Origin of the sequence: Natranaerobius trueperi, assembly GCF_002216005.1 — a bacterium.
GTDB classification, from domain to species: Bacteria; Bacillota; Natranaerobiia; order Natranaerobiales; family Natranaerobiaceae; genus Natranaerobius_A; species Natranaerobius_A trueperi.
On the sequence record NZ_NIQC01000001.1, the window covers coordinates 109,586 to 130,528 of the forward strand.

The window sequence follows — 20,943 nt, forward strand, 5'->3', positions numbered from 1 at the left end:
TAAGATGAAAACTAATGAAACTGCTTTATTAATTATTGATATGCAATATGAATCAAATTTTGGTATCGAAGGGGTAGATGAAGCGATAGCAAATGCTAAATCAGCCATAGAAACAGCTAGAGAATTTGACATTCCAGTTATTTATACTAGACAAGTCAATAGATATGATAACATCGGGACATCATTATATGAACCTACAGATGAAAATGGAAAGCCCATATTCTATACTTCAGATAAAAAAAATGTAGAAATTTTTAAAGAAATTTATCCTAAAGATGATGAAATAGTTATCGATAAATATAGATGGAGTGCTTTTCATGAAACCAGTTTAGATCTATTTCTAAAAGATATTGGAGTAAAAAATATTATTATTGGTGGGTTTGTAACAGATGGTTGTGTTATGACCAGTGCTTTTGACGCTTTTTTTAACAACTATAAAGTTACTCTAGTAAAAGATATGTGTAAGACAACAAACGAAGGTGCTCAAATGTCTTCAATTTTAATTATGTGTAACTGGATCTATGGTTTAGAAGTTATTAATACAAGTGAAGTTGTAAAAAAAATCAAAGGCGAAAAATATCGGGCATGGAATTGGAGAAAACCTGATGAAATCAAGTTTTCCCCTGAATCTTTAGCCCAACATTACAAAGATCTTACTTAAAATTCAAAAGTCTTTTGTAATTCCTGTTTATCTATATCAAATTTAGAGTTAGAATCAGGGTTTTCTTCTTCTCTAAAAAAGGCAGGCAGATCATCATAACTACTAGTAATACCAGCTTTTTCATTAAATAGGCGCTCATCATTTAAAACCTGTCTACCTAACTCAAGTAAATCTTTCTCACTATATTCAGTACCTAACTTAGCATTTATTAGATCAGTAATAAAATGTCTCTTTTTACCAATAGAAGGTGCTAAGAACATACACATTCCTAATGTATCCAAAGCTGCTACAAAAGGTTGTAGATTTTTTGAGGCTTCAACTTGTCCATCTTTTTTGTTATGTTCTAAAGGGGCTCTAACTGTATTACCTGCCGTATGATCTGCACCCATAGGACTTGTAGCATAAGTTACACCTAATCCTTTAATTGCTCTTGGATCATACGCGGGTAATCCTTGTCCTTTGACAGATGGGACACGTCTAGCTCCAGTTATCTTTCCTAGTAAATTACAACCTGAAGCCACCATTCTTCCAAGAAGAGTATTCTCTCTTATCTCGTGAAGCATATCCATAACACTTTCAAAATCACCAAATTCACATAACCCTTCATCCATTGCTACTCCCATTGTAGCGCCAAATTCAATAGTGTCTATTCCAATATCATTACATTCCCAATTTATTTTAGCAATTTCATCTAAAGAAGATATTCCAAGGTTAGATCCAACCAAACCAATTGTTTCATATTCTAAAGGTGCTACTAAAGTTTTACCATTTTCATCAGGGAAAACATTTGAACACCTAATAACACAAGTCTTCATACAGCTATGACTAGGGGTGCCTTCTCCACCTCTTTCTGTAATGGTCTCATACATAGTTTGTCCTGATATATTGTCACTTCCTTCAAAGCTACCTCTAGAAAAGTTTTTAGTAGGTAATGCACCCAAACCATCTGTTACTTTAACTAAAGCAGCTGTTCCATATTTGCGATAATTAGCTGTAGATTCACTATTAGCAACTAAACGACTAAAGTCTTTTGCTAATTGATTATATTGTTCCTCTCTTTCAATTTGTATCTTTGTTTCTTTTGAATCATCTATAACTATTGCTTTTAATCCTTTTATACCCATAACTGCACCTAGTCCTCCACGACCATTAACTCGACTAGGTGTATCATCATTATCTGTGTTTGATATACATGCTGACAACATACCATGCTCACCTGCAGGACCTACAGTTATTAAACCTGAATTTGGGTTCTCTTGTTTTAATTTTTTAGCAGTTTCATAATTTCCTAGGTCTTTTAAGCTTTCATCTGGTACTAATTTAGCACTTTGGTTATTTAACATAAGTACAAGTGGCGAAGTTTCTTCTGATATCCCTTCGATTATAAGGGCACGATAACCAAGTTCAGCTAACCTATCCGCACTTGTCCCACCAGCATTACTCTCTTTTATACCTCCTGTTAGAGGACTTTTAGCACCAACAGATAGTCTACCACTACTAGTTACTTGAGTACCTGCAAAAACTCCACCTGCAAAAATTAATTTATTGTTTCCATACAACGGATCAGTTGTTGGTTCCACCTCTTTATGTAATTTATTTGCAATAAATCCTCTACCACCTAAGATAGCTTCATCAGATGACAGCTCTTCTGTTTTAACCTCTTTATTTGACAGGTTAACTCTTAAAATATTCACGGTTTCTCCCTCCCCAAAATTCCAACTATATTTAAAACTATAACAATTTTTCTAATGCATCTTTTTCAAACCCCACAACATACTCTTCACCTACTTTAATAATTGGTACTACCATTTGACCAGTTTCTTCAACCATTCTGTCTCGAGCTTTTTCATCTTGGGACACATCATGCTCTACATAATCAATTTCTTTTTGTGAAAGATACTCTTTCACATGATGACATGCTGGTCACGTAGGTGTTGTGAAAAGTTCTACTTTCTCTTTCATTAGAAAATCCTCCTTTTGTTATTTAATTACATAATATCATATTAATCTAATCACACAAAATATGTAAGCTCTCCTGTGGGAAAATGTTCTTTTATTTGATCTTCAAAAAAACTTTTCATATCCTCCATTTCCTCTTTTGAATATAGGTATTTTCCATAACCAAATTGACCATATTTAAATCTACGTTCTGATTCATCCATAGGTAAGTCATGATCAGGAAATGTCTCTTCAATATTCTTCTTTGCTCTATTAGTAAATCTGTGAGTGATTAATTCAAAAGGTATATCTGTTACTTTAGTATCAGCTAATTCCTCTTTTAGTTTTTTAAACAGTTCACTATATTCTTCTTTAAAGCCAGGATACATAAAAATTGGAGCAATGATAAAACCAGTCGGATAACCTGCTTCAGCCACTTTTCCGCTTGCTTTTATTCTGTCTATTAAACCTGGCGTCCCCTGTTCATGTTTATCGATTATGGTATCTGTGTTAAGACTAAATCTAATGCGAGTCTTTTCATTATGACTAATAGATAATAATGAGTCAACATTGGTAAACTTAGTTACAAATCTAAATCTTCCAAGTGGCTCCTTTGCAAAAAACTCAATACTTTCTTTTAAATTACCTGTATACTCTTCTACAGGTAATGGATCAGAAGTTGCTGCACCTTCAAAAATAGTTTCTTCAGGTGCCCTTTCTTCTATATACTTTTTAGCTTTTTGTAAGATATCGTCTATATTTACATAAACACGAAGATAAGGCTTTTTACCTAAAGTAGTATTTAAATAACAATACTTACATAAACCGGGACAGCTTGTGGAAAGTGGTAGCTGATAGTGGGCTGAGGGTTTACATGTTTGAAAATCTTTAGATTTTCTAATACCTACAACTAATGTTTTTTTAGCTTCTCTATATCCTTGTTCTCTAGTTTTTCCTGGAATACCAGTTATTCTTTGATGAGTCTTTATGATCTTTATAGGAACACCTTTGTCACTGAATTTATCCTTTATAAATCTTCCAGCCGGGTACTCTAAAGCTCCTTCTTCAATATATATTCTTTTAGGATTAAATTTATAATCCATTTTTAAGTCAACGGCCCTTCTTCATAATTTGGTACAAAATCAAGACATAAAGCCTCTACTTCATATTCTCGTCTAACATCTATCTGTTCAAGTGTACACCGGCCATCTCGTTGAAATTTACAATTAGCGTTACATGTTACTTTTGTCAATGAAATCATCCCCTTTTATGAGAGAATAAATTGCCTTTCTTATTTTCTTCCGAAATTAGTAAATTTATTATATAAAAAAGACCATGGTTAAAAACCAATGGTCTTAAGTAATTTTTTAATTTTTGTTTCCAATATATGCTGCTAAATCAATCACTCTTTTTGCATATGCCCATTCGTTATCATACCAAGCAACAGCTTTAACAAGATTATCTTGTACTACCATAGTAGAAATACCATCTACAATAGAGGAGTGTTCAGATCCTTTGTAATCCATAGATACTAATGGTTCATCACTGAAACCTAAAATACCTTGAAGCTCTCCTTCAGCGGCTTCCTTTAGCTTATTATTAACTTCTTCGCTAGTAACTTTATCCTTTTCAATATAAACAGCTAGATCAACAATACTAACAGTAGGAGTCGGAACTCGCATAGCAAAGCCATCAATTTTGTCATCTAAATGTGGTAACACTAAAGATACTGCTTTTGCAGCACCAGTAGTTGTTGGAATGATAGATTCAGCTGCTGCTCTTGCTCTTCGCATATCCTTATGTGGTAAATCTAAAATATTTTGATCATTAGTATATGAATGAACAGTTGTCATAAGAGCTTTTTCAATTCCAAAAGCTTCATCTAAAACTTTAACAACAGGTGCCACACAGTTTGTAGTACAACTAGCATTTGAAATAATTCGATGCTCTTCTGGGTTATAATCGTCTTCATTTACACCAAGTACTATAGTAATATCTTCATTTTTAGCAGGTGCAGTAATAATAACTCGATTAGCACCAGCAATCAAATGTCTTTTAGCACCTTCTCTGTCTCTAAAGATTCCGGTTGCTTCAAGAACTATATCAACATTTAAATCATCCCAAGGTAGCTTATCCGGTTCCTGTTCACTTAAAACTTTAATTTCATTACCATCAACTACTAGCTTGTCACCCTCAACTTTTACCTCACCATCATAAGCTCCATATAGTGAATCATACTTAAATAAATGAGATAAAGATCCAATATCTCCTAAGTCATTGATAGCTACAACTTCAACCTGATCGCTAGCTAGGCTATTTCTTAAACAATGCCTCCCAATTCTTCCAAACCCATTAATAGCAACTCTTACCGTCATAAAATTTATCCCTCCTCAGATAGTATTATTACCAATATCAGTTGACTTATTATGTTAATTCCCAATCTCTTTGGACTGATTTTGTCCCGTAGTTTGTTTTTTGACCCTGTCAAGGTAAAAAAATATTTCATTGGTTATTATAACAAATTGGCCAAAAAAATACTAGAGATAGTAACACTAATCCTATTGTGAACTTCGACCATAAAAAATATCATAAACAAAATAAAAACGCCTCGCTTGAAAAAGCGAGGTTAGTGCATTTCTTTATTATTGTCAAATTCATATTCACACTTTTCAGGGTTTTGAAACATGAGATCTACTCATAGAATCCTTATATTTCTTGTTATGTTCATAAACTTTTTAGGGTGTTCATTAGCCACAACTACTACCTTCGCTGTTCAGAAGTTTCATTCCTATAGCTTTTACCTATTCCCAGCACAAAAAAATCAGGTTAAAAAGATTTCAGTTAACCTGATTGACTTGGTTTACTATCAGTTCTAATGTTTTTACTTTCATAAGTTTTTAACTTAGTTTTTTTCCAATTACCCCTCTTAAAAGTAATTGCTACTAAAATAGCTTGCAAAATAAAAGTCAAATTTATACTAATCCATATACCATTAGATTCTAAACCAACTAGAAAAGCTAAGATATAAGCTAAGGGTACTCGTACTATTAACCATGAAAAAACAGTCAAATAAAAAGGCATTAACGTATACCCAGCACCTTGCATACTTTTAGAAAGTATTAGTCCAACAGCATGAAAAGGTTCAGCTAGAGCAACCACCCTAATAAAAGTTGCACCAATAGTAATAACTTCAGGTTCTTGAGTAAAAAAGCTCATAATTTGAGGAGCAAATATAAAACTTATTCCTGCTATAGTAGCCATAACAATAGAACCTACTTTACTAGCTGTCCAACCACTTTTCTCTGCTCTATCAGGATTACTAGCTCCTAAGTTCATACCCACTAAAGTTGTAGTTGCTTGACCTATAGCTAAACCTGGCATAATAGCAAATTGGTTAACTTTCATCCCTATCGGAAAAGCTGCAGCTGCAAAACCTCCAGCTGCAGTTCTTGTTATCATACTAACTAATAATAATGTACTGATATTTCTACTTACACCTTGGAATGCAGTTGGTGTACCAATACGTAACATTTCTTTCATTTCAGGGATTGAAAGTCTAAAAACTGATTTGAATGTTAATTTAATAGCATACCTATTACTGTTTAGTGCCATCACTCCAAGGGAAGTACCGACAAACCTACTAATTACACTTGCAATCGCTGCACCTCTTACACCTAATTCAGGGAAAATCCAAACACCATAGATTAACAAAAAGTTACCTAATAAATTAACTATATTAACGATAGTGTTTATATAAAGGGGGGTTTTAGTATCACCAGCACCTTGGAAAATAGCTTTACACATAAAGTTACCTAAAAAGAAAACTATACCTGTAAAGAAGATTTGCATATACGGTAACCCAAGGGCTAAAACCTCAGGTTCAGCACCTAATATAAGTAATAAAGTTCTAGAGCTTAAGATTCCTAAAGGAGTCATCACCATTGCAAATAAAATCACAAGCATCATTGCTTGGCCTGCAGCACTCTCAGCTTCTTCAGTATTTCTTTCTCCTAATTTACGTGCAACAACTGCAGTAGCTCCGGCAGAAACAGCTAAAATCATCACTAAAATAATCATTATAACTTGCCTGCCGATCCCTACAGCTGCTATAGCTTCATGGCCTAATCCACTAACCATTCTAAGATCAGCCATACCCATAAATACATGTAATAGTGATTGAATAACAATTGGCCAAGCTAAATACCATACTCCACGTAAAATGTTTCCATGTAGTAATTTTTGTTCGCGAGAGATGCTTGGTTTAGGCAAAATTTTATCCCCCTTAAAATTTCAGGATGCTAATATAGCCATGAAACAAGTCTTCATGTAAAAAAATTAGACCCGATGTACGGGTCTAAAAATCGAATTCTTCAGGATCTTCTCGTAGGTCTAATCCTTCTCTCAAGTTTGTTGTTGCTTTATCAAGACTTCGTTTTATCATAGCTCTAAACAACGGATGTTTTCTAACACTTGAAATATCTCCATCACCTATTTTTAGTAAAGCATATACCACAGTTCGATATCTTTTAGATAATCCTCTTTTTTTATAAAAATCAGCTGTTAATAGTAAATTGCGTTTATAGAAATCTAAATTTGGTATAATCAAATGTTCGATTAACTTATTATGAATATTTTCTACTTCTTCTTGTGTGGCTATTGGTACAATATAGCCTTCACCATCTTTAGGTATATGAGTAACCTTAGACATCAATTCATAAACATATGGATGATGTAAAAACCAATTTTGAAAATCATAATACTCTGCTAACTTTTCTAGTTCTTTATCTAACCCTTTTTCATGTAAAACCCTTTGTAAGACGTCTTCATCTATTTTTGGTGTATACCCTTCTTCTTTTAACCACTCATCTGGCATGCACTGTCTCCAAAAACCAAACTCTGGTGGTTTAGATTTTTTCGAAGCATTCGTTATATAAAGCGCATCACAAAAAATAGATCTAGCATAATCAGTATCAACAGTGACTAGAGTATTATCAGATCTAAATTCTTTTAGCAAGTCATTATACATTTTAGTTGTAATTTTAAAATGACCCCAACAATCCCGAATACCACCTGAAGTATTTATCAAGTAATTAGCTACTAAAAGACCTTTACCTTCCCATCTTCTTGCAAAAAACACTAGTCTATTCCCAAAACCATCAATTTGAGAAACTGCTCCTTGATAAACTTCACCTAATTTATCTAAAACATTTTCTGTTTTTTGTTGTTTATTTTCTACACCTCTTAAAGTTAATCTATTAATCTGACGTTCAATGTTTTCTTTAAGAAATTGTCTATCTGGTTCAGCAAGTAACTCCTGTAGAGCTTCTTTACTTTCTGGATACTTTAACTCTCCAAGGGTAGAAACGGCCTTCGGTGCCAAACTTGCATCATCTGATAAAGCTACAGCTTTTAAAAAAGGTACTAGTAAAACATCATTTTCATAGACTGCATCTTCAAACATAGCATCTTGTGTAGCTACAGATAATTCAGTTAATTCAGTTAGGACTTGAGGTATAATTTCTGTGTTGTTCTTAAGTTGTTTATATAATGATTTCCTAGCATCTCTAATAGCTCTATCAGGATTATTAAAGATATCATTATATGAAAAGACTTCTGGCTTTAACCCGTGAAAATCCATTACTTTTAAAATATAGTTTTTATTTCTATCAGGTATCTTTGGATCAAATAACATGTTGAGTAATTTGTCTCCTAATTTCGAGCTATCTTCCATCATCATTAATATTTGACCTAAAAGGGACGCTTCTTTACTTGCTGCATTTCTTAATCTATCTGCAACAACAGGAAAAACATGTTTTTCTAATTTATTTAAATGCTCCATTATATTTTCTAGCCCTTCTTTACTGGTGCTATCATCATCTGTGATTTTGTCAATTAGCCTCTGCACTTCATACCTGTGCAAAAAGGTGTAATCGACTTTATCATGATTTGGTTGTTCTTGAAAAGATTGAGTGTTAGTCATAGTTTCTTCCTCTCCTTAAAATCAGACTTCCATGTTTAATTTTATACCTTCTCAAAAAAGATATCAATAGCCAATATAACGAGTATAGAAAGCTTTCGCTTCTTGTTGTGATTCAGCATTTTTCACCATTGCCCGACCATTTTTAAATAGTACAAGTTCTTTTCCTTCAGTCTTAAAGCTCAAATTAAATGGTGTTAGCCTTACTTCACCTAAAGGGGCTAATGTATCTTTTATTTTTTTTAAATTTAAGCCCATTTCAATACGAGGAAAAATCTGTACAGAACCTTCTCCGCACATGGTAGTTATCTCTGAACGACCTTTACCACGTAAGAATTCATAATCACTTAGTTCACATGTAGGACATCCGCTACGCCGTGAAATATCTATATTGTTATATGAATTATACCATAAATCAATACTAATTAGGCCTTGTTTTACATAATTTGATTGTAATAATATCTTCAATCCTTCTACTGTTTCATAATTACCAATAATACCTGTTGTAGCAGAAAGAACCCCGGCTGTTTCACAAGTAGGTTTACCATCAGCTGAAGGAAGATCTTCAATCACACATCTAAGACATGGGGTCTTATTTGGAATAACTGGCATCATCATCCCAGTAGTACCTATAGCGGCTCCATAAATCCAAGGGATATTTTGTTCATGGGAAAAATCATTTAATAAAAATCTAATTTCAAAATTATCAGTAGCATCTATTATTAGATCCACACCATCTAATATATTATAGATATTTTGATGATTAAGATCATCTATTACCTCTGTTAACTCTATCTCTTGATTAACTTGAGCTAAAAATCTTTTGGCAGCAGCCACTTTAGGAATTCGATCCAATACATCTTGTTCTGTAAAAATTATCTGTCTTTGTAAGTTAGATAATTCTACAAAATCTCTATCAATTAACACCAAATGCCCTATCCCGGCTCTTGCTAAATTATTTGCTATCACTGTTCCTAATGCCCCTAGACCAACAACCGCTACTTTACTATTAAGTAACTTCTCTTGGCCCTTTGTACCGATCTCAGGCATAATATATTGACGTGAGTATCGCTTCATGGCTAACCTCTCCTCATTAGACTTAATTTAAATGTACTATAGGGATTTAAGGTTGTCAAACTACATTTCACTTTACATAAATTGGCTCACTCATTTAGCTTGAACCATGCTATAATAGAATTTGTAATATATTAAAACTATGGAGGTGACTATTATGGATCCAATAAGTCACGTTGTTGTTAACAGTGCTTTTTATTCAGCTGTAAGCCAAGATAGTATTTCATTAGATAACCCAACCTTCTTAGCAACTACAATTGGGTCTTTAATCCCCGACGGTGACGGCATATTACAAATTTTCGGTGATATACCATATTTAAAACACCATAGAGGGGCTAGTCACTCCATACTCGGAGCAATCATATTATCTGCTTTAACTGCTTTGCCTTTATCTTTGTTGTTTTCATATAACTATCTATCCTTGTTTGGGTTTACTCTTTTAGGAGTGGGTAGTCACCTATTTCTAGACTGGTGTAACTCCTATGGTATTAAACTCTTATGGCCTATATCACCAAAAATGTATAGTTGTAACCTATTAATATTGATTGAACCTATCTTGATCTTGTTATCCATCACAAGTATATTAGGTTTTTCATATGATTATTTCTTTTTGGCTTGGGGCTCAATTGCGTTTATGGGAGTATATTTAATTAGTCGATACCTATCTCGTATTAACTTCGGTAATTATCTTTTTTCTTATTTTCAAGATAAAAATATTAATAAAATGGTTGTGTTACCCGCTTCAAAAAGCTTTTTTCACTGGGACTTTATTGTAGAGACTGACTATATAGTTTATGTTGGACAAGCACCTATCTTTCGTAGAGCTGTACGAATTAAAGAAAAACTATCTAAGAGAATTGAAGAAGAAATCGAGAATTCATTAATAAACAAAGCTCTAAATAGTAAAATAGGAAAACTTTTTCAAGAGTTTACACCACACTATTTAGTAAAACACCATAAAACTTCTGATAATAAACATTTAATTACTTTTATAGACCTTAGATATCATATCGGTGAAAGATTTTTACACCATGCAACTGTAAAATGTCACAACCAAGGTATGATAGAAGAAGAATTATTTCAACCGTATCATCCTAACCGTAAGGTTTACATGGAATAACCCGGTTCTAGAGTAAAAACTCAGACCGGGTTATTTTTATTCATATTGAACCTGTGTTCCATGAGGAATTAGGTTTACCCAAGTTTGACCTGGCTTAATATTTAATGGCTCTTCAGTATTGGCATTATAAAATTCTGTTTCGCTTCTGTGACTATCTTTTTCCCATGTGATTGGAATTTTCTTACCTTCTGATAAATAAACACCTTCCCCTTTACCTATTAAACCAAGTCTTAAACGACCAACATCATCAATAACCTCAGAGGTTACAAACTGAAAGATAAGATTATCTGCAACAACCTGCTTTTGGTCATGTTTATCAATATGTTTTTCTCCATTAACATACCTATAATAGCCGTCTTCTTTATACTTATATTCCACCCTGTTGTAATTACTATTATAGATAACAGTGACATTTTCTGTAGATCCTACACCTTCTAACTTATCAAATATATCTTCTTCTTGATAATCTACAAACTCTGATCTTTCTCCAACTGATCTGTATCCACGATCATTAGCTGCTTTTTGTATATTTTCTAATGTTGTATATGTATTATGAGGTGCACTACGTTCATCAGATCTCCAAAAAGCTCCTCCAGCTCCAAATTCATCAATGTTTGCCATACGATGTTCATTTATTTTGTTAATTACAGGTTGATATCCACCTACATGGGCATAAATAGAGTCATGTTCTAATCCTAATGTAATAAAATAAAATCTAGCTGATCGTACAGGACCAATATTTCCTTCATAATCTTTATTAAAAACTCCAAACAACCTACTTAACCCACCCTCTGCGGGGGCTTCATATACAACACAAGCTGCATTTATACCTGATTGTGGCCTTTCATTACTTGAGTTTCCTAATGTTACTGTTATAGGCCTATCTAAATTTTCATCTTTTTCATCAATAGGACTTCCACAATAAGAACATCTACTTATCTCTTCTACAACTTCCTTTTCATCTTGTTCTTCTTTTTCTTGACTGATAGTTTCATCATCTCTAGAAGGATCTACTGGTTCATCTTCTGAAAAAAACATATAACCAAAGGTAGTTATTAGTACTAATATAGCAACAGATATAATTATTGGTTTTGTTTTAACTGTTACCTTTTTTCTTCTTTTCCTTGTCAATTTCATCACCCTTTCTATTAGTTATAGGACCGGCTACTACACTATTATGTTGATAACTTTTAAAATTATTTTAAAATACTTCATTTGTATTAATTCAATAACATAAATACAAATTCCTGTTTTAAGTCATATCTTGACATAAACAAACAAAAAACCGGAGACATTTTGTCCCCGGTAAATTACTAATTACTAGCTAAAGCACTTAAAGCCATAGAAATCATTTTAGTTCTAACACTATCAGCCCTTGATGTTAATACTACTGGTACCTTTGCACCTAAAACAATACCTGCCATTGTACCACCTGATAAAAATGTAATGGACTTTCCAAAAATATTGCCACTCACTATATCTGGTACCAATAAAATATCTGCCTTTCCTGCAACAGGCCCAGTAATACCTTTATGTTCTGCTGCCTGTTCATCGATCGCGTTATCTAATGCCAAAGGACCATCAACAAGTGCACCTTTAATTTGACCACGATCTTGCATTTTTGAAAGTTTAGCACCATCTAAAGTCTCTTCCATTTTTGGGTTCACTGTCTCTACAGCAGCTAAAACAGCTGCCTTGGGCTCTTTTATACCTAAAGCTTTAAGAAAGTCAATTGAATTTTCTAGTATTTGTTGTTTTTCACTAAAAGAAGGTTTGGGATTAATTCCCCCATCTGTCATAAATAAGATCCTAGGATATGATGGAATATCAAAAGCTCCTAAATGACTTAATACCCTACCTGTCCTAAGACCATACTCTTCATGTAATACTTCTTTTAAGAAATCTTTAGTAGAAACTAATCCCTTCATAAGAAAATCAGCTCTACCTTGAGAAACTTCTTTAACAGCACATTCTGCTGCTTTTCTAGATGAAGAAGCTGATATAATATTAATACCTTTAGAAGAATCAATAGCCAACTCTTTTAGTAGTGATTGTATCTTCTCTTTATCGCCAATTAATGTAAACTCAAGATTCAACCCTTCTTCTTTTGCTGACTTAACAGCTTCTAGTACATGTTTATCTTCAGCCGAAGCAATACTTAACCTTTTTTTACCCATATTACGAGCTTTACTTATAATTTCTGAAAAATCACTAAAACTCATAGTACACCTTCCTTTCATAACTATTAATAAACTTGTGCTTCTTCTTTTCTAGTTAGTACTCGAAGAGCTCCTAATGCCAAGGCTTCTAATTCTCTTTCTCCTGGTACAACTTTAACAGGGGCTAAAAATTCAACACGGCGTTTTATCTTACCTGAAATATAGGATGAATTAGCCATTCCTCCAGTTATAACAATAGCATCAACTTCACCTTCTAAAACTGTGGCCATCGCTCCCACTTCTTTTGCCACTTGATAGCTCATTGCATCTAGGACTAATTTAGCTCTTTCTTCTCCTTTTTTAGCTTTTTCTTCTACTAAAACTACATCCTTTGTTCCCATATATGAGTATATGCCACCTTCTTTAACTACCTTTTTTACCATTTCTTCTTCTGAATATTTACCCGAATAGCACAATCTTACTAACTGATATGCTGGTAATGTACCAGTTCTTTCAGTAGCAAATGGTCCTTCATTATTAGCATTATTAACATCAACCATTTGACCTTTTTTATGAGGTGCAACTGATATTCCACTACCTAAATGACAAACTATTAAGTTAGCATCAAAATAGGACTTACTCATCTCTTCTGCTACTTCTCTTGCAACTGATTTCATATTTAAAGTATGAGACTGACTGATTCTCTCTAGTTCTTTCATGCCAGATAACCTTGCCACTTCATCAAACTCATCAACAGCCACTGGATCAACTATATAAGCTGGTATATTCAACTCACTTCTAAGACTATCAGCCATTATAGCTCCTAGATTAGAAGCATGCTCACCAAATCGCGCATTTTTAAGGTCTTCTACCATTTTTTCATTAACTTCAAATGTTCCACCTGGGATAGGCTTTAAAAGCCCCCCTCTAGCTACAACAGCATCTAGATCATGAAGATTCCAACCACCTTCTGTTACAGCATCTCTTACATGACCTAGCCGATATTCAAATTGATCAGCTAGCTTGTCATATTTACTTAATTCTTCACTGTTGTGGCGAACTGTTTTTTCAAGTTGAGAATCTTTGCCATCATAGAGTGCTATTTTAGTTGATGTTGAACCTGGATTTATAACTAATATTTTCATAATCAGTCCCCCTTAGACCATTCTTTAGTTAGCCAACAAAGTTTGATTGTAATTGTTGTACGGTATTAATCCTATCTTCAACTAACTTATCAGCAGCCTCTTCAGGTGTAATATTATCTTTTCTAGAGATTTCATACACATTAAGAAGAATATCATAGATACGCTCTGTTTTCTTTCTAATTCTATCCTTATTATGTCCACCAATCTCATCAGATACTTGAATCAATCCACCTGCATTTACAATATAATCAGGTGCAAATAAAATACCTTTATCAAATAACATACGTCCATGTTTTTCTTCTTTCAACTGATTATTAGCTGCTCCAGCAATTACTTGACAGTTTAATTTTTCAACAGTAAAGTCGTTAATTACAGCACCAAGTGCATTTGGACTAAAGATATCACATTCAAAATCATAGATAGCGTCTGGCTCAACCACTTCTACAGATCCATGCTTATCTTGTACTTCTTTAATGTTATCTTTACTAATATCTGTAACAACAACTTCTGCGCCTTCATCAATTAAAAAGTCCACTAAAACTTTACCTACTTTACCTAGACCTTGTATTGCTACCTTCTTACCTTTTAGACTATCACTTGAAAACTTTTCTCTAGCACTAGCTTTAATACCCATTAATGTTCCAAAAGCTGTATTTATAGCTGAATTTCCACTTCCACCAAATTCTTCAGGAAGTCCTACTACATAGTCTGATTCTCTATAACAATTTACAAAATCATCTGGCATAGTCCCAACATCTGTGCCAGTATAATAACGTCCTTTTAAAGTTTCAACAAATCTACCTAATGAGCGAAACATTCCTTCAGTTTTTTCTTCTGGGTCACCGATAACTACAGCTTTTCCACCACCAAAATCTACACCAGAAATTCCACATTTGTAAGTCATACCTTTAGATAGCCGTAATACATCTTCAAGTGCTTCTTCTTCACTTTCATAAGGTAGCATTCTACAACCACCTAAAGCAGGACCTAATGTAGTATCATGAATGGCTATTATAGATTTAAGACCAGTTGTTTTATCATAATTGAAAATAATTTGTTCATGATCATGTTTTTCCATTTCCTCAAAAACTTTTTTACTCATTAGAAATTCCTCCTTTTATTTAATTTAAATAATTCCCACAATTCAAACAATTTACAAGGTTCCTTGGTATGGAACACCGTTCCGAGAAAAACTTAAAAAAATTTATCATGAATTAATTATCTCCTCATGCCTATCAGGTGTAATTCTTGAAGTAGGACCTGATATACTAATAGCAGCAACTACTTCATTATCTCGAGAAAAAACTGGCACTGCAAAACAACTCAGACCTTTTTCTAATTCTTCTCTATCAATAGCATAACCAACTTCCTTAATTTTTTCTAGTTCTGTTTTTAAGTCGTCTTTTTTTGTTATAGTTGTGTCAGTAAATCTTTGTATGTTACTTTTAAATAGATTATTAGTAGTATCTGGGGAAGAATAAGCAAGAAGTACTTTACCTACACCAGAACAATGAGCTGGTGTTGTTGAGCCTATTGGTGGTGAAAAAGTTAGTAAGTGGTTTGTTTTAACTTTTTCTAAAACTACAACTTCAGGTTTTTCGCTTTCGTCTAGAATTGCTAGATGGATAGTTTCGTGCCATTGTTCAGATAATTCTTTCAAATAAGGGTAAGAAAGTTCTGTTAAAACTAACTTGTTTTGATACAACATACCAAGTGAAAAGTTTTTAACTCCTAACCAGTACTTTTGAGTGATTGGATTTTGATAGACAAAACCTTTTTCTTTTAAAGTGTCTAGCAACCTATGAGTTGTACTTTTATACACCCCTAATTTTTTACTAATTTGACTTACTCCAAGTTCTTGTTTATGCTCTAAAAACAAACTTAGTAAATCTAGTGATCTAGATACTGATTTGATTAGCTCTTTTTTAGGTTTTTCTTTTTCCATTTTTAAATCACCTTCCACTCATAAAATTATTTCTACGTGTATTCAATTATTCCTTTTAAAATAATTTTCTTTCCCCACTATGAGAGTTATAATTAATATTAAATAATTTTTTAAAGGATGGTTAACATGACTAAGATTTTAATAATCGAAGATGAACAGGGATTATCGAAAGTTTTAAATGCTTATCTTTCTAATGAAGGATACCGTGTAAAAACTGTCTCTGACGGAAAAACAGGTCTCACTGAATTTACCAATTGGGACCCTGATTTAGTAGTTTTAGATTTAATGCTACCTTATTTATCAGGTGAAGAGGTAGCAAAAAGTATTAGACTGAAAAAAGACACACCTATTATAATGCTAACTGCAAAAGGAAAAGAAGATGATCGAGTATATGGTCTTGGGATAGGTGCTGATGATTATCTTGTAAAACCTTTTAGTCAAAAAGAGCTTTTAGCTAGAATTAAGGCTATTTTAAGAAGAAAAGAACAATCTTCTAATAGAACACAACAAGATATTATTACAGTTAATAATTTATCAATTAATACTATTATTCATAAGATCTATTTAAATGATGAAGAATTAGTAGTTACACCAACCGAATACCATCTATTAAAGATATTTATGACTCACCCAAACCGGGTGTTCTCTCGTGAACATTTAGTTGAGATAATTTTTGGTTATATGTGGGAAAGTGAACATGATCCAAGAACTATAGATGCTCATATCAAAAATCTACGAAAAAAAATTGAACCCGATCCTAAAAAGCCTTCCTTTATCAAAACGGTACACGGACTTGGATATAAGTTTGGTGGAGTTAAAAATGAATAGGTTATTCTCTAGGCTATTACTAGGTTTTGCAGGAGTTTCTCTTGGCATTATTCTCTTTTTTGGTATCCTAACATCTTATAGTTTAAATTATCAGTTTAGTGAATACCTAAAAGATGTTAGACATGATGAACACCAAGGAGTTATCACACTTTTAAGAGATTACTATCTTGAAAACAACACTTTCGAAGGAATTTCAGCTCCATTAAATAATGTAGCACATTCTTCTGAAATGGAATTTCTACTATATATAGATAATGATTTGATTAACTCTACACTTGAAGATGGTCATCGTGGACCAAATCGTAGAAATAACGGAGGACATAGAAGACAACAACAAGACCAAAATGAAATCAATTTAGAAGAAATGACTACCTATACTTATCCGATAGAAGTAGATAACAATACTGTTGGAGAGTTAGAAATTGTCCATCAGTATCAAGTAACTGGTTTATTTAGACCTTTTGAGCATGCATTTAAAGAATCAGTTTTTAATAACATGATTATTTCTGGAATTATTACTTTACTCCTTGCTTTATTAATAAGCTTTTTAATTTCAGTATCAATATCTAAACCTATAAAAAAACTAACAAATTCAGTATACAATATGGGTACAGGGGACTTCAGTAAACGAGCTGAATTAGTTGGGCCACAAGAGATTAAAGATTTAGCACATCAATTTAACAAAATGGTTAGTAACCTAGAGGAGATGGACTTTTTAAAGACAAAATTTACTGCTGACATATCTCATGAATTAAGAAACCCATTAGCTTCTTTAAAAAGTTATGTTGAAGCTTTTCAAGATGAAATACTTCCTCCATCTAAAGAAAATCTACAAGCTGTATCTTATGAGATAAATCGCTTACAAAAGCTTATTGATGACCTCCATGAATTAGCTTTATTAGAAAGTAAAGAACAAGAGATTACCATGGAATATGTAAATTTAAATGATATTTTAAAAAAATTAAAATCGAGTGTGTTACCTAAAGCTAAAAACCAAAATATAAACTTTATAACTTCAGGACCTAATATCGAAGTTTGGTCAAATCCAGACATTCTACTTCATATCTTAGAAAACCTAGTAATAAATGCATTAGCAAATACACCATCTAATGGTGAAGTTATTGTCAGCTGGTATAAAAATAAAGACAATATTGAGGTTATTGTTAAAGACACAGGATCTGGTATAGAAAAAGAAAAACTTTTCTATATCTTTGAACGCTTTTATAGAAAAGAACCTGATCGCTCCCGAACTAGTACTAATTATACTTCAGGTAGTGGTTTAGGACTATCTTTAGTTAAAGAATGGGTAAAAAAGATTAATGGTGCAATATCTGTTGAAAGCGAATCAGGTATAGGTACTATCTTTACAATCTCACTTAAATCTTAAATATCTAATGATAGTTCATCATCACTCTCATCTTGATATGGTTCTAAATACTTTATTTCAGTTTTTTGAATAGACTCTTCAATTAATTCATCTACTGGTAATTTACTTTCTTCCCGCTCCGTATGAAGAAGTCTGGGGCGGGTTTTTGGATTTTTAGGTAAAAATAAAGTACAACAATCATCATAAGGCCTTATTGAGATATCATATGTTCCGATTTGTTCAGCAAGTTTCATAATTTCTTTTTTATCCATACCTGCAAGTGGCCTTAGAATAGGTAAGTTTACACCTTGACTTACAACATACATACTCTCTAAAGTTTGACTTGCTACCTGTCCTACGTTTTCTCCAGTTATTAAAGTTAGAGCACCTTCTTTTTCGGCCATTTTATTTGCTATTCTAAACATAAACCTTCTCATTACAGTAATTCTCATACTTTCTTCACATTTTTCTTGTATTGCTTTTTGAATTTCAGTAAAGTGATTAACATATAGTTTCATTCTTCCTCCATAATTAGAAACAACTTGAGCTAACTCTTCTACTTTTTTTAAAGACCGTTCACTTGTAAAAGGATAGCTATGAAAATGAAGTCCAACTACCTCAATCCCACGCTTCATAGCAAGCCAACTAGCAACAGGACTATCTATTCCTCCAGATAGTAATGATATACCTTTACCTGTAGAACTAACAGGTAGTCCACCTGGACCTTCTAATTTTTCACAGAAAACAAAAGTTCCACCTTCTCTTACTTCTACAAAAAGTGTTAGTTCTGGTTTCTTTACATCAACTTTCAAACCATTAACATTTTTTAAAATATGAGCTCCTAACTCTTTACTTAGTTCCATGGAGTTTTTAGGAAAAGTTTTATCAGCACGTCTACAGTCTACCTTAAAAGTTACAGTCCGATCTTTTAAAGCATTTTTTACGACTTGTAAAGCTGTTTCTCTAATTATTTCTAAATCTGATTTTACTTTCATTGCTGGACTTACTGAAACAATACCAAATACTTTAGTTATTCTATCTGAAACCTCTTTTAATTGATCCTCTTTACCATTTAGAGGGACAAATAGTCTTCCTTGAGACTTTTCAATTTTTTTAGTATCTATGTTTTTTAAAGTTTCTTCCATATTTCTAATTAGTAGATTTTCAAATTGAGATCTATTTTTACCTTTTAAGCCAATCTCACCATATCGCACTAATAAGTAATTATACAAAAGACTCACCTCCCATAACTTTTAAGTTCATTATAAGTTTTTATTATTTGTTCTGTGGCATACTCCAATTCTTTTTCAGTTGTTTTATATGAAAAACTAAGCCTAATAGCTCCTGATACATATCTTTTTGAAGTACTCATAGCCAGAAGTACTTGACTTTCACTATCTTTATTTGAAGAACAGGCAGATCCTGTTGATACGTATACACCTTTTTGTTCTAATCCATGAACTATAACCTCACCATTAATATCAGGAAAGGCAATTGCTAGGATATGAGGAGCAGATTTATCTGTTTTTTTAGGGTCTGGTCCTAATACCAATAATTCATCTCCTAATTGTTCTTTTAATTGTTTGTAAGCTTTTAATTTATATTCTGTTATTTTCTCAAACTGGTTTTTATTCTTAATAGCTTTTTCTAGAGCTTTACCTAGACCAACTATACCTTGAACATTTTCTGTTCCTGGTCTAATGTCTCGTTCTTGTCCACCACCGATTAACTGTGGAGTAATCATTGTATCAGGTGATATATATAATCCTCCAATTCCTTTTGGACCATGAAATTTATGAGCACTAACAGATAGTAAATGAACACCCCACTTTTCTGGATCGAGATCAATCTTTCCAATAGCTTGGACAGCATCAGTGTGAAATACTATGTTATAGCCTGATTCTCTTATAACCTTACCAAGTTCAGCTATTGGTTGCATAGTTCCTACTTCATTATTTACTGTTTGAACACTAACTAGTGTAGTATTCTTAGTTAGTTCAGATTGTAAATCTCTAGGATCTACCCTACCATTTTCATCAACTGGTAAATAACTAACTCGATAACCTTCAGCTTCAAGCTGTTTAAATACTTCAATAACCGAAGGGTGTTCTACTTGACTTGTAATTAAATGATCTCCCATACGTTTTTTTCTATATGCAGTTCCACGAATGGCCAAGTTATTAGCCTCTGTTCCACCTGAGGTAAAAATAAAATCTCCATTTTGTGACTTAACTACTTTTTTCATAAATTTACGTACCTTTTGTACATTATCTTCAGCATTAACTCCAAAACTATGTAATGAACTAGGATTACCAAATTTTTCGGTCATCACTTTATAAATAATATCAGCTACTTCTTTATCAACTTGAGTTGTAGCACTATTATCTAAATAAACTTGCATGATAAAAACCCCTTATATTTATAATTCATTATCTAATTATACAATAAAATTCATAAAATAAAAAATAAAATAATTGAATTTAATTCTCTTTAATGAAAAAAATAAGAAGTGAAATAATAATATTAAAAGATTGAGTAATAATATGTTTTACCGCAGGGGTTGTTGCTAGTATTTTCTTAATATTCCAGGTTATAGTTAATACACCTTTTACTCTGACTTAAAACAAATATACCCTATTAGATTTAATACAGCTTTTTCAAACTTATTGGTGCATCTATGCTCTCATAGCAGTACTTAAATGAATTAATAATAAGATAAAAATTGAATAA

18 protein-coding genes and 1 pseudogene are annotated in these 20,943 nt (G+C 32.7%); 4 read left to right on the plus strand and 15 right to left on the minus strand.

The features are described 5' to 3' along the window. Positions 1-4: 4 nt before the first annotated feature. Positions 5-661 (plus strand): cysteine hydrolase family protein, encoded by a 657-nt coding sequence (locus tag CDO51_RS00525; RefSeq protein ID WP_089022347.1) that lies wholly within the window; start codon positions 5-7, stop codon positions 659-661. On the opposite strand, the gene CDO51_RS00530 is transcribed toward CDO51_RS00525, so the two are convergent. From CDO51_RS00530 to CDO51_RS00560, 8 genes and pseudogenes are all read right to left on the minus strand, one after another. After that, positions 658-2,355 (minus strand): aldehyde ferredoxin oxidoreductase family protein, encoded by a 1,698-nt coding sequence (locus CDO51_RS00530; RefSeq protein WP_089022348.1) that lies wholly within the window; start codon positions 2,353-2,355, stop codon positions 658-660. The genes CDO51_RS00525 and CDO51_RS00530 overlap by 4 nt on opposite strands. Before the next feature lie 37 nt (positions 2,356-2,392). Beyond that, positions 2,393-2,572 (minus strand): annotated as a pseudogene (locus CDO51_RS00535) (glutaredoxin family protein); the annotation flags it as partial. A gap of 101 nt (positions 2,573-2,673) precedes the next feature. After that, entirely contained in the window at positions 2,674-3,702 is a 1,029-nt protein-coding gene (splB, locus tag CDO51_RS00540; RefSeq protein ID WP_089022350.1) for a spore photoproduct lyase, read from the minus strand. A 2-nt stretch (positions 3,703-3,704) separates the two neighbouring features. After that, positions 3,705-3,851: a hypothetical protein gene (locus tag CDO51_RS13640; protein ID WP_158212250.1), complete on the minus strand. Its 147-nt coding sequence runs from the start codon at positions 3,849-3,851 to the stop codon at positions 3,705-3,707. A gap of 115 nt (positions 3,852-3,966) precedes the next feature. Continuing rightward, positions 3,967-4,974 (minus strand): type I glyceraldehyde-3-phosphate dehydrogenase, encoded by a 1,008-nt coding sequence (gene gap, locus CDO51_RS00545; protein ID WP_089022351.1) that lies wholly within the window; start codon positions 4,972-4,974, stop codon positions 3,967-3,969. 466 nt (positions 4,975-5,440) lie between these two features. Next, positions 5,441-6,868, minus strand: coding sequence for an MATE family efflux transporter (locus CDO51_RS00550; RefSeq protein WP_089022352.1), 1,428 nt, complete (start codon positions 6,866-6,868; stop codon positions 5,441-5,443). 85 nt (positions 6,869-6,953) lie between these two features. Further along, complete coding sequence (locus CDO51_RS00555) at positions 6,954-8,579, minus strand: hypothetical protein (RefSeq protein WP_089022353.1); 1,626 nt, start codon at positions 8,577-8,579, stop codon at positions 6,954-6,956. A 63-nt stretch (positions 8,580-8,642) separates the two neighbouring features. Then, positions 8,643-9,653 (minus strand): ThiF family adenylyltransferase, encoded by a 1,011-nt coding sequence (locus CDO51_RS00560; RefSeq protein ID WP_089022354.1) that lies wholly within the window; start codon positions 9,651-9,653, stop codon positions 8,643-8,645. A gap of 154 nt (positions 9,654-9,807) precedes the next feature. On the opposite strand from CDO51_RS00560, the gene CDO51_RS00565 reads away from it, so the two are divergent. Continuing rightward, positions 9,808-10,770 carry a metal-dependent hydrolase gene (locus CDO51_RS00565; protein WP_158212251.1) on the plus strand — a complete coding sequence of 321 codons (963 nt, stop codon included), beginning with the start codon at positions 9,808-9,810 and terminating at the stop codon, positions 10,768-10,770. Positions 10,771-10,806: 36 nt separating this feature from the next. On the opposite strand, the gene CDO51_RS00570 is transcribed toward CDO51_RS00565, so the two are convergent. The 5 genes from CDO51_RS00570 to CDO51_RS00590 all read right to left on the minus strand — a co-directional run bounded on the left by CDO51_RS00570 (position 10,807) and on the right by CDO51_RS00590 (position 16,037). Further along, positions 10,807-11,901, minus strand: coding sequence for a DUF3048 domain-containing protein (locus CDO51_RS00570; RefSeq protein ID WP_158212252.1), 1,095 nt, complete (start codon positions 11,899-11,901; stop codon positions 10,807-10,809). Between the two features lie 182 nt (positions 11,902-12,083). Next, positions 12,084-12,992 (minus strand): bifunctional enoyl-CoA hydratase/phosphate acetyltransferase, encoded by a 909-nt coding sequence (locus CDO51_RS00575; RefSeq protein WP_089022357.1) that lies wholly within the window; start codon positions 12,990-12,992, stop codon positions 12,084-12,086. 23 nt (positions 12,993-13,015) lie between these two features. Then, positions 13,016-14,074, minus strand: coding sequence for a butyrate kinase (gene buk, locus CDO51_RS00580; RefSeq protein ID WP_089022358.1), 1,059 nt, complete (start codon positions 14,072-14,074; stop codon positions 13,016-13,018). 28 nt (positions 14,075-14,102) lie between these two features. After that, positions 14,103-15,176 (minus strand): Leu/Phe/Val dehydrogenase, encoded by a 1,074-nt coding sequence (locus tag CDO51_RS00585; protein WP_089022359.1) that lies wholly within the window; start codon positions 15,174-15,176, stop codon positions 14,103-14,105. Between the two features lie 105 nt (positions 15,177-15,281). Further along, complete coding sequence (locus CDO51_RS00590) at positions 15,282-16,037, minus strand: IclR family transcriptional regulator (protein ID WP_240503444.1); 756 nt, start codon at positions 16,035-16,037, stop codon at positions 15,282-15,284. Between the two features lie 108 nt (positions 16,038-16,145). Here CDO51_RS00590 and CDO51_RS00595 point away from each other — a divergent pair, with 108 nt between their 5' ends. Together CDO51_RS00595 and CDO51_RS00600 are read left to right on the plus strand one after the other, a co-directional pair. Beyond that, the gene (locus CDO51_RS00595; RefSeq protein ID WP_089022361.1) at positions 16,146-16,847 is read left to right on the plus strand and encodes a response regulator transcription factor; all 702 of its coding nucleotides are present in this window, start codon (positions 16,146-16,148) and stop codon (positions 16,845-16,847) included. Beyond that, positions 16,840-18,234: a sensor histidine kinase gene (locus CDO51_RS00600; protein ID WP_158212253.1), complete on the plus strand. Its 1,395-nt coding sequence runs from the start codon at positions 16,840-16,842 to the stop codon at positions 18,232-18,234. Before CDO51_RS00595 ends, CDO51_RS00600 begins: the two co-directional genes overlap by 8 nt. Here CDO51_RS00600 and thiI read toward each other — a convergent pair. Both thiI and CDO51_RS00610 read right to left on the minus strand, forming a co-directional pair. Beyond that, entirely contained in the window at positions 18,231-19,445 is a 1,215-nt protein-coding gene (gene thiI / locus CDO51_RS00605; RefSeq protein WP_089022363.1) for a tRNA uracil 4-sulfurtransferase ThiI, read from the minus strand. The genes CDO51_RS00600 and thiI overlap by 4 nt on opposite strands. Before the next feature lie 5 nt (positions 19,446-19,450). Next, on the minus strand, positions 19,451-20,614 hold the full coding sequence (locus tag CDO51_RS00610; protein ID WP_089022364.1) for a cysteine desulfurase family protein: 1,164 nt from the start codon (positions 20,612-20,614) through the stop codon (positions 19,451-19,453). Positions 20,615-20,943: the final 329 nt, after the last annotated feature.

Coding starts and splice junctions, on each gene's coding strand:
- splB (WP_089022350.1), bottom strand. CDS start 3,702: ATGGATTATAAATTTAATCCTAAAAGAATATATATTGAAGAAGGAGCT.
- gap (WP_089022351.1), bottom strand. CDS start 4,974: ATGACGGTAAGAGTTGCTATTAATGGGTTTGGAAGAATTGGGAGGCAT.
- CDO51_RS00525 (WP_089022347.1), top strand. CDS start 5: ATGAAAACTAATGAAACTGCTTTATTAATTATTGATATGCAATATGAA.
- buk (WP_089022358.1), bottom strand. CDS start 14,074: ATGAAAATATTAGTTATAAATCCAGGTTCAACATCAACTAAAATAGCA.
- CDO51_RS00610 (WP_089022364.1), bottom strand. CDS start 20,614: ATGCAAGTTTATTTAGATAATAGTGCTACAACTCAAGTTGATAAAGAA.
- CDO51_RS00595 (WP_089022361.1), top strand. CDS start 16,146: ATGACTAAGATTTTAATAATCGAAGATGAACAGGGATTATCGAAAGTT.
- CDO51_RS00565 (WP_158212251.1), top strand. CDS start 9,808: ATGGATCCAATAAGTCACGTTGTTGTTAACAGTGCTTTTTATTCAGCT.
- CDO51_RS00585 (WP_089022359.1), bottom strand. CDS start 15,176: ATGAGTAAAAAAGTTTTTGAGGAAATGGAAAAACATGATCATGAACAA.
- CDO51_RS00575 (WP_089022357.1), bottom strand. CDS start 12,992: ATGAGTTTTAGTGATTTTTCAGAAATTATAAGTAAAGCTCGTAATATG.
- CDO51_RS00555 (WP_089022353.1), bottom strand. CDS start 8,579: ATGACTAACACTCAATCTTTTCAAGAACAACCAAATCATGATAAAGTC.
- CDO51_RS00600 (WP_158212253.1), top strand. CDS start 16,840: ATGAATAGGTTATTCTCTAGGCTATTACTAGGTTTTGCAGGAGTTTCT.
- CDO51_RS00560 (WP_089022354.1), bottom strand. CDS start 9,653: ATGAAGCGATACTCACGTCAATATATTATGCCTGAGATCGGTACAAAG.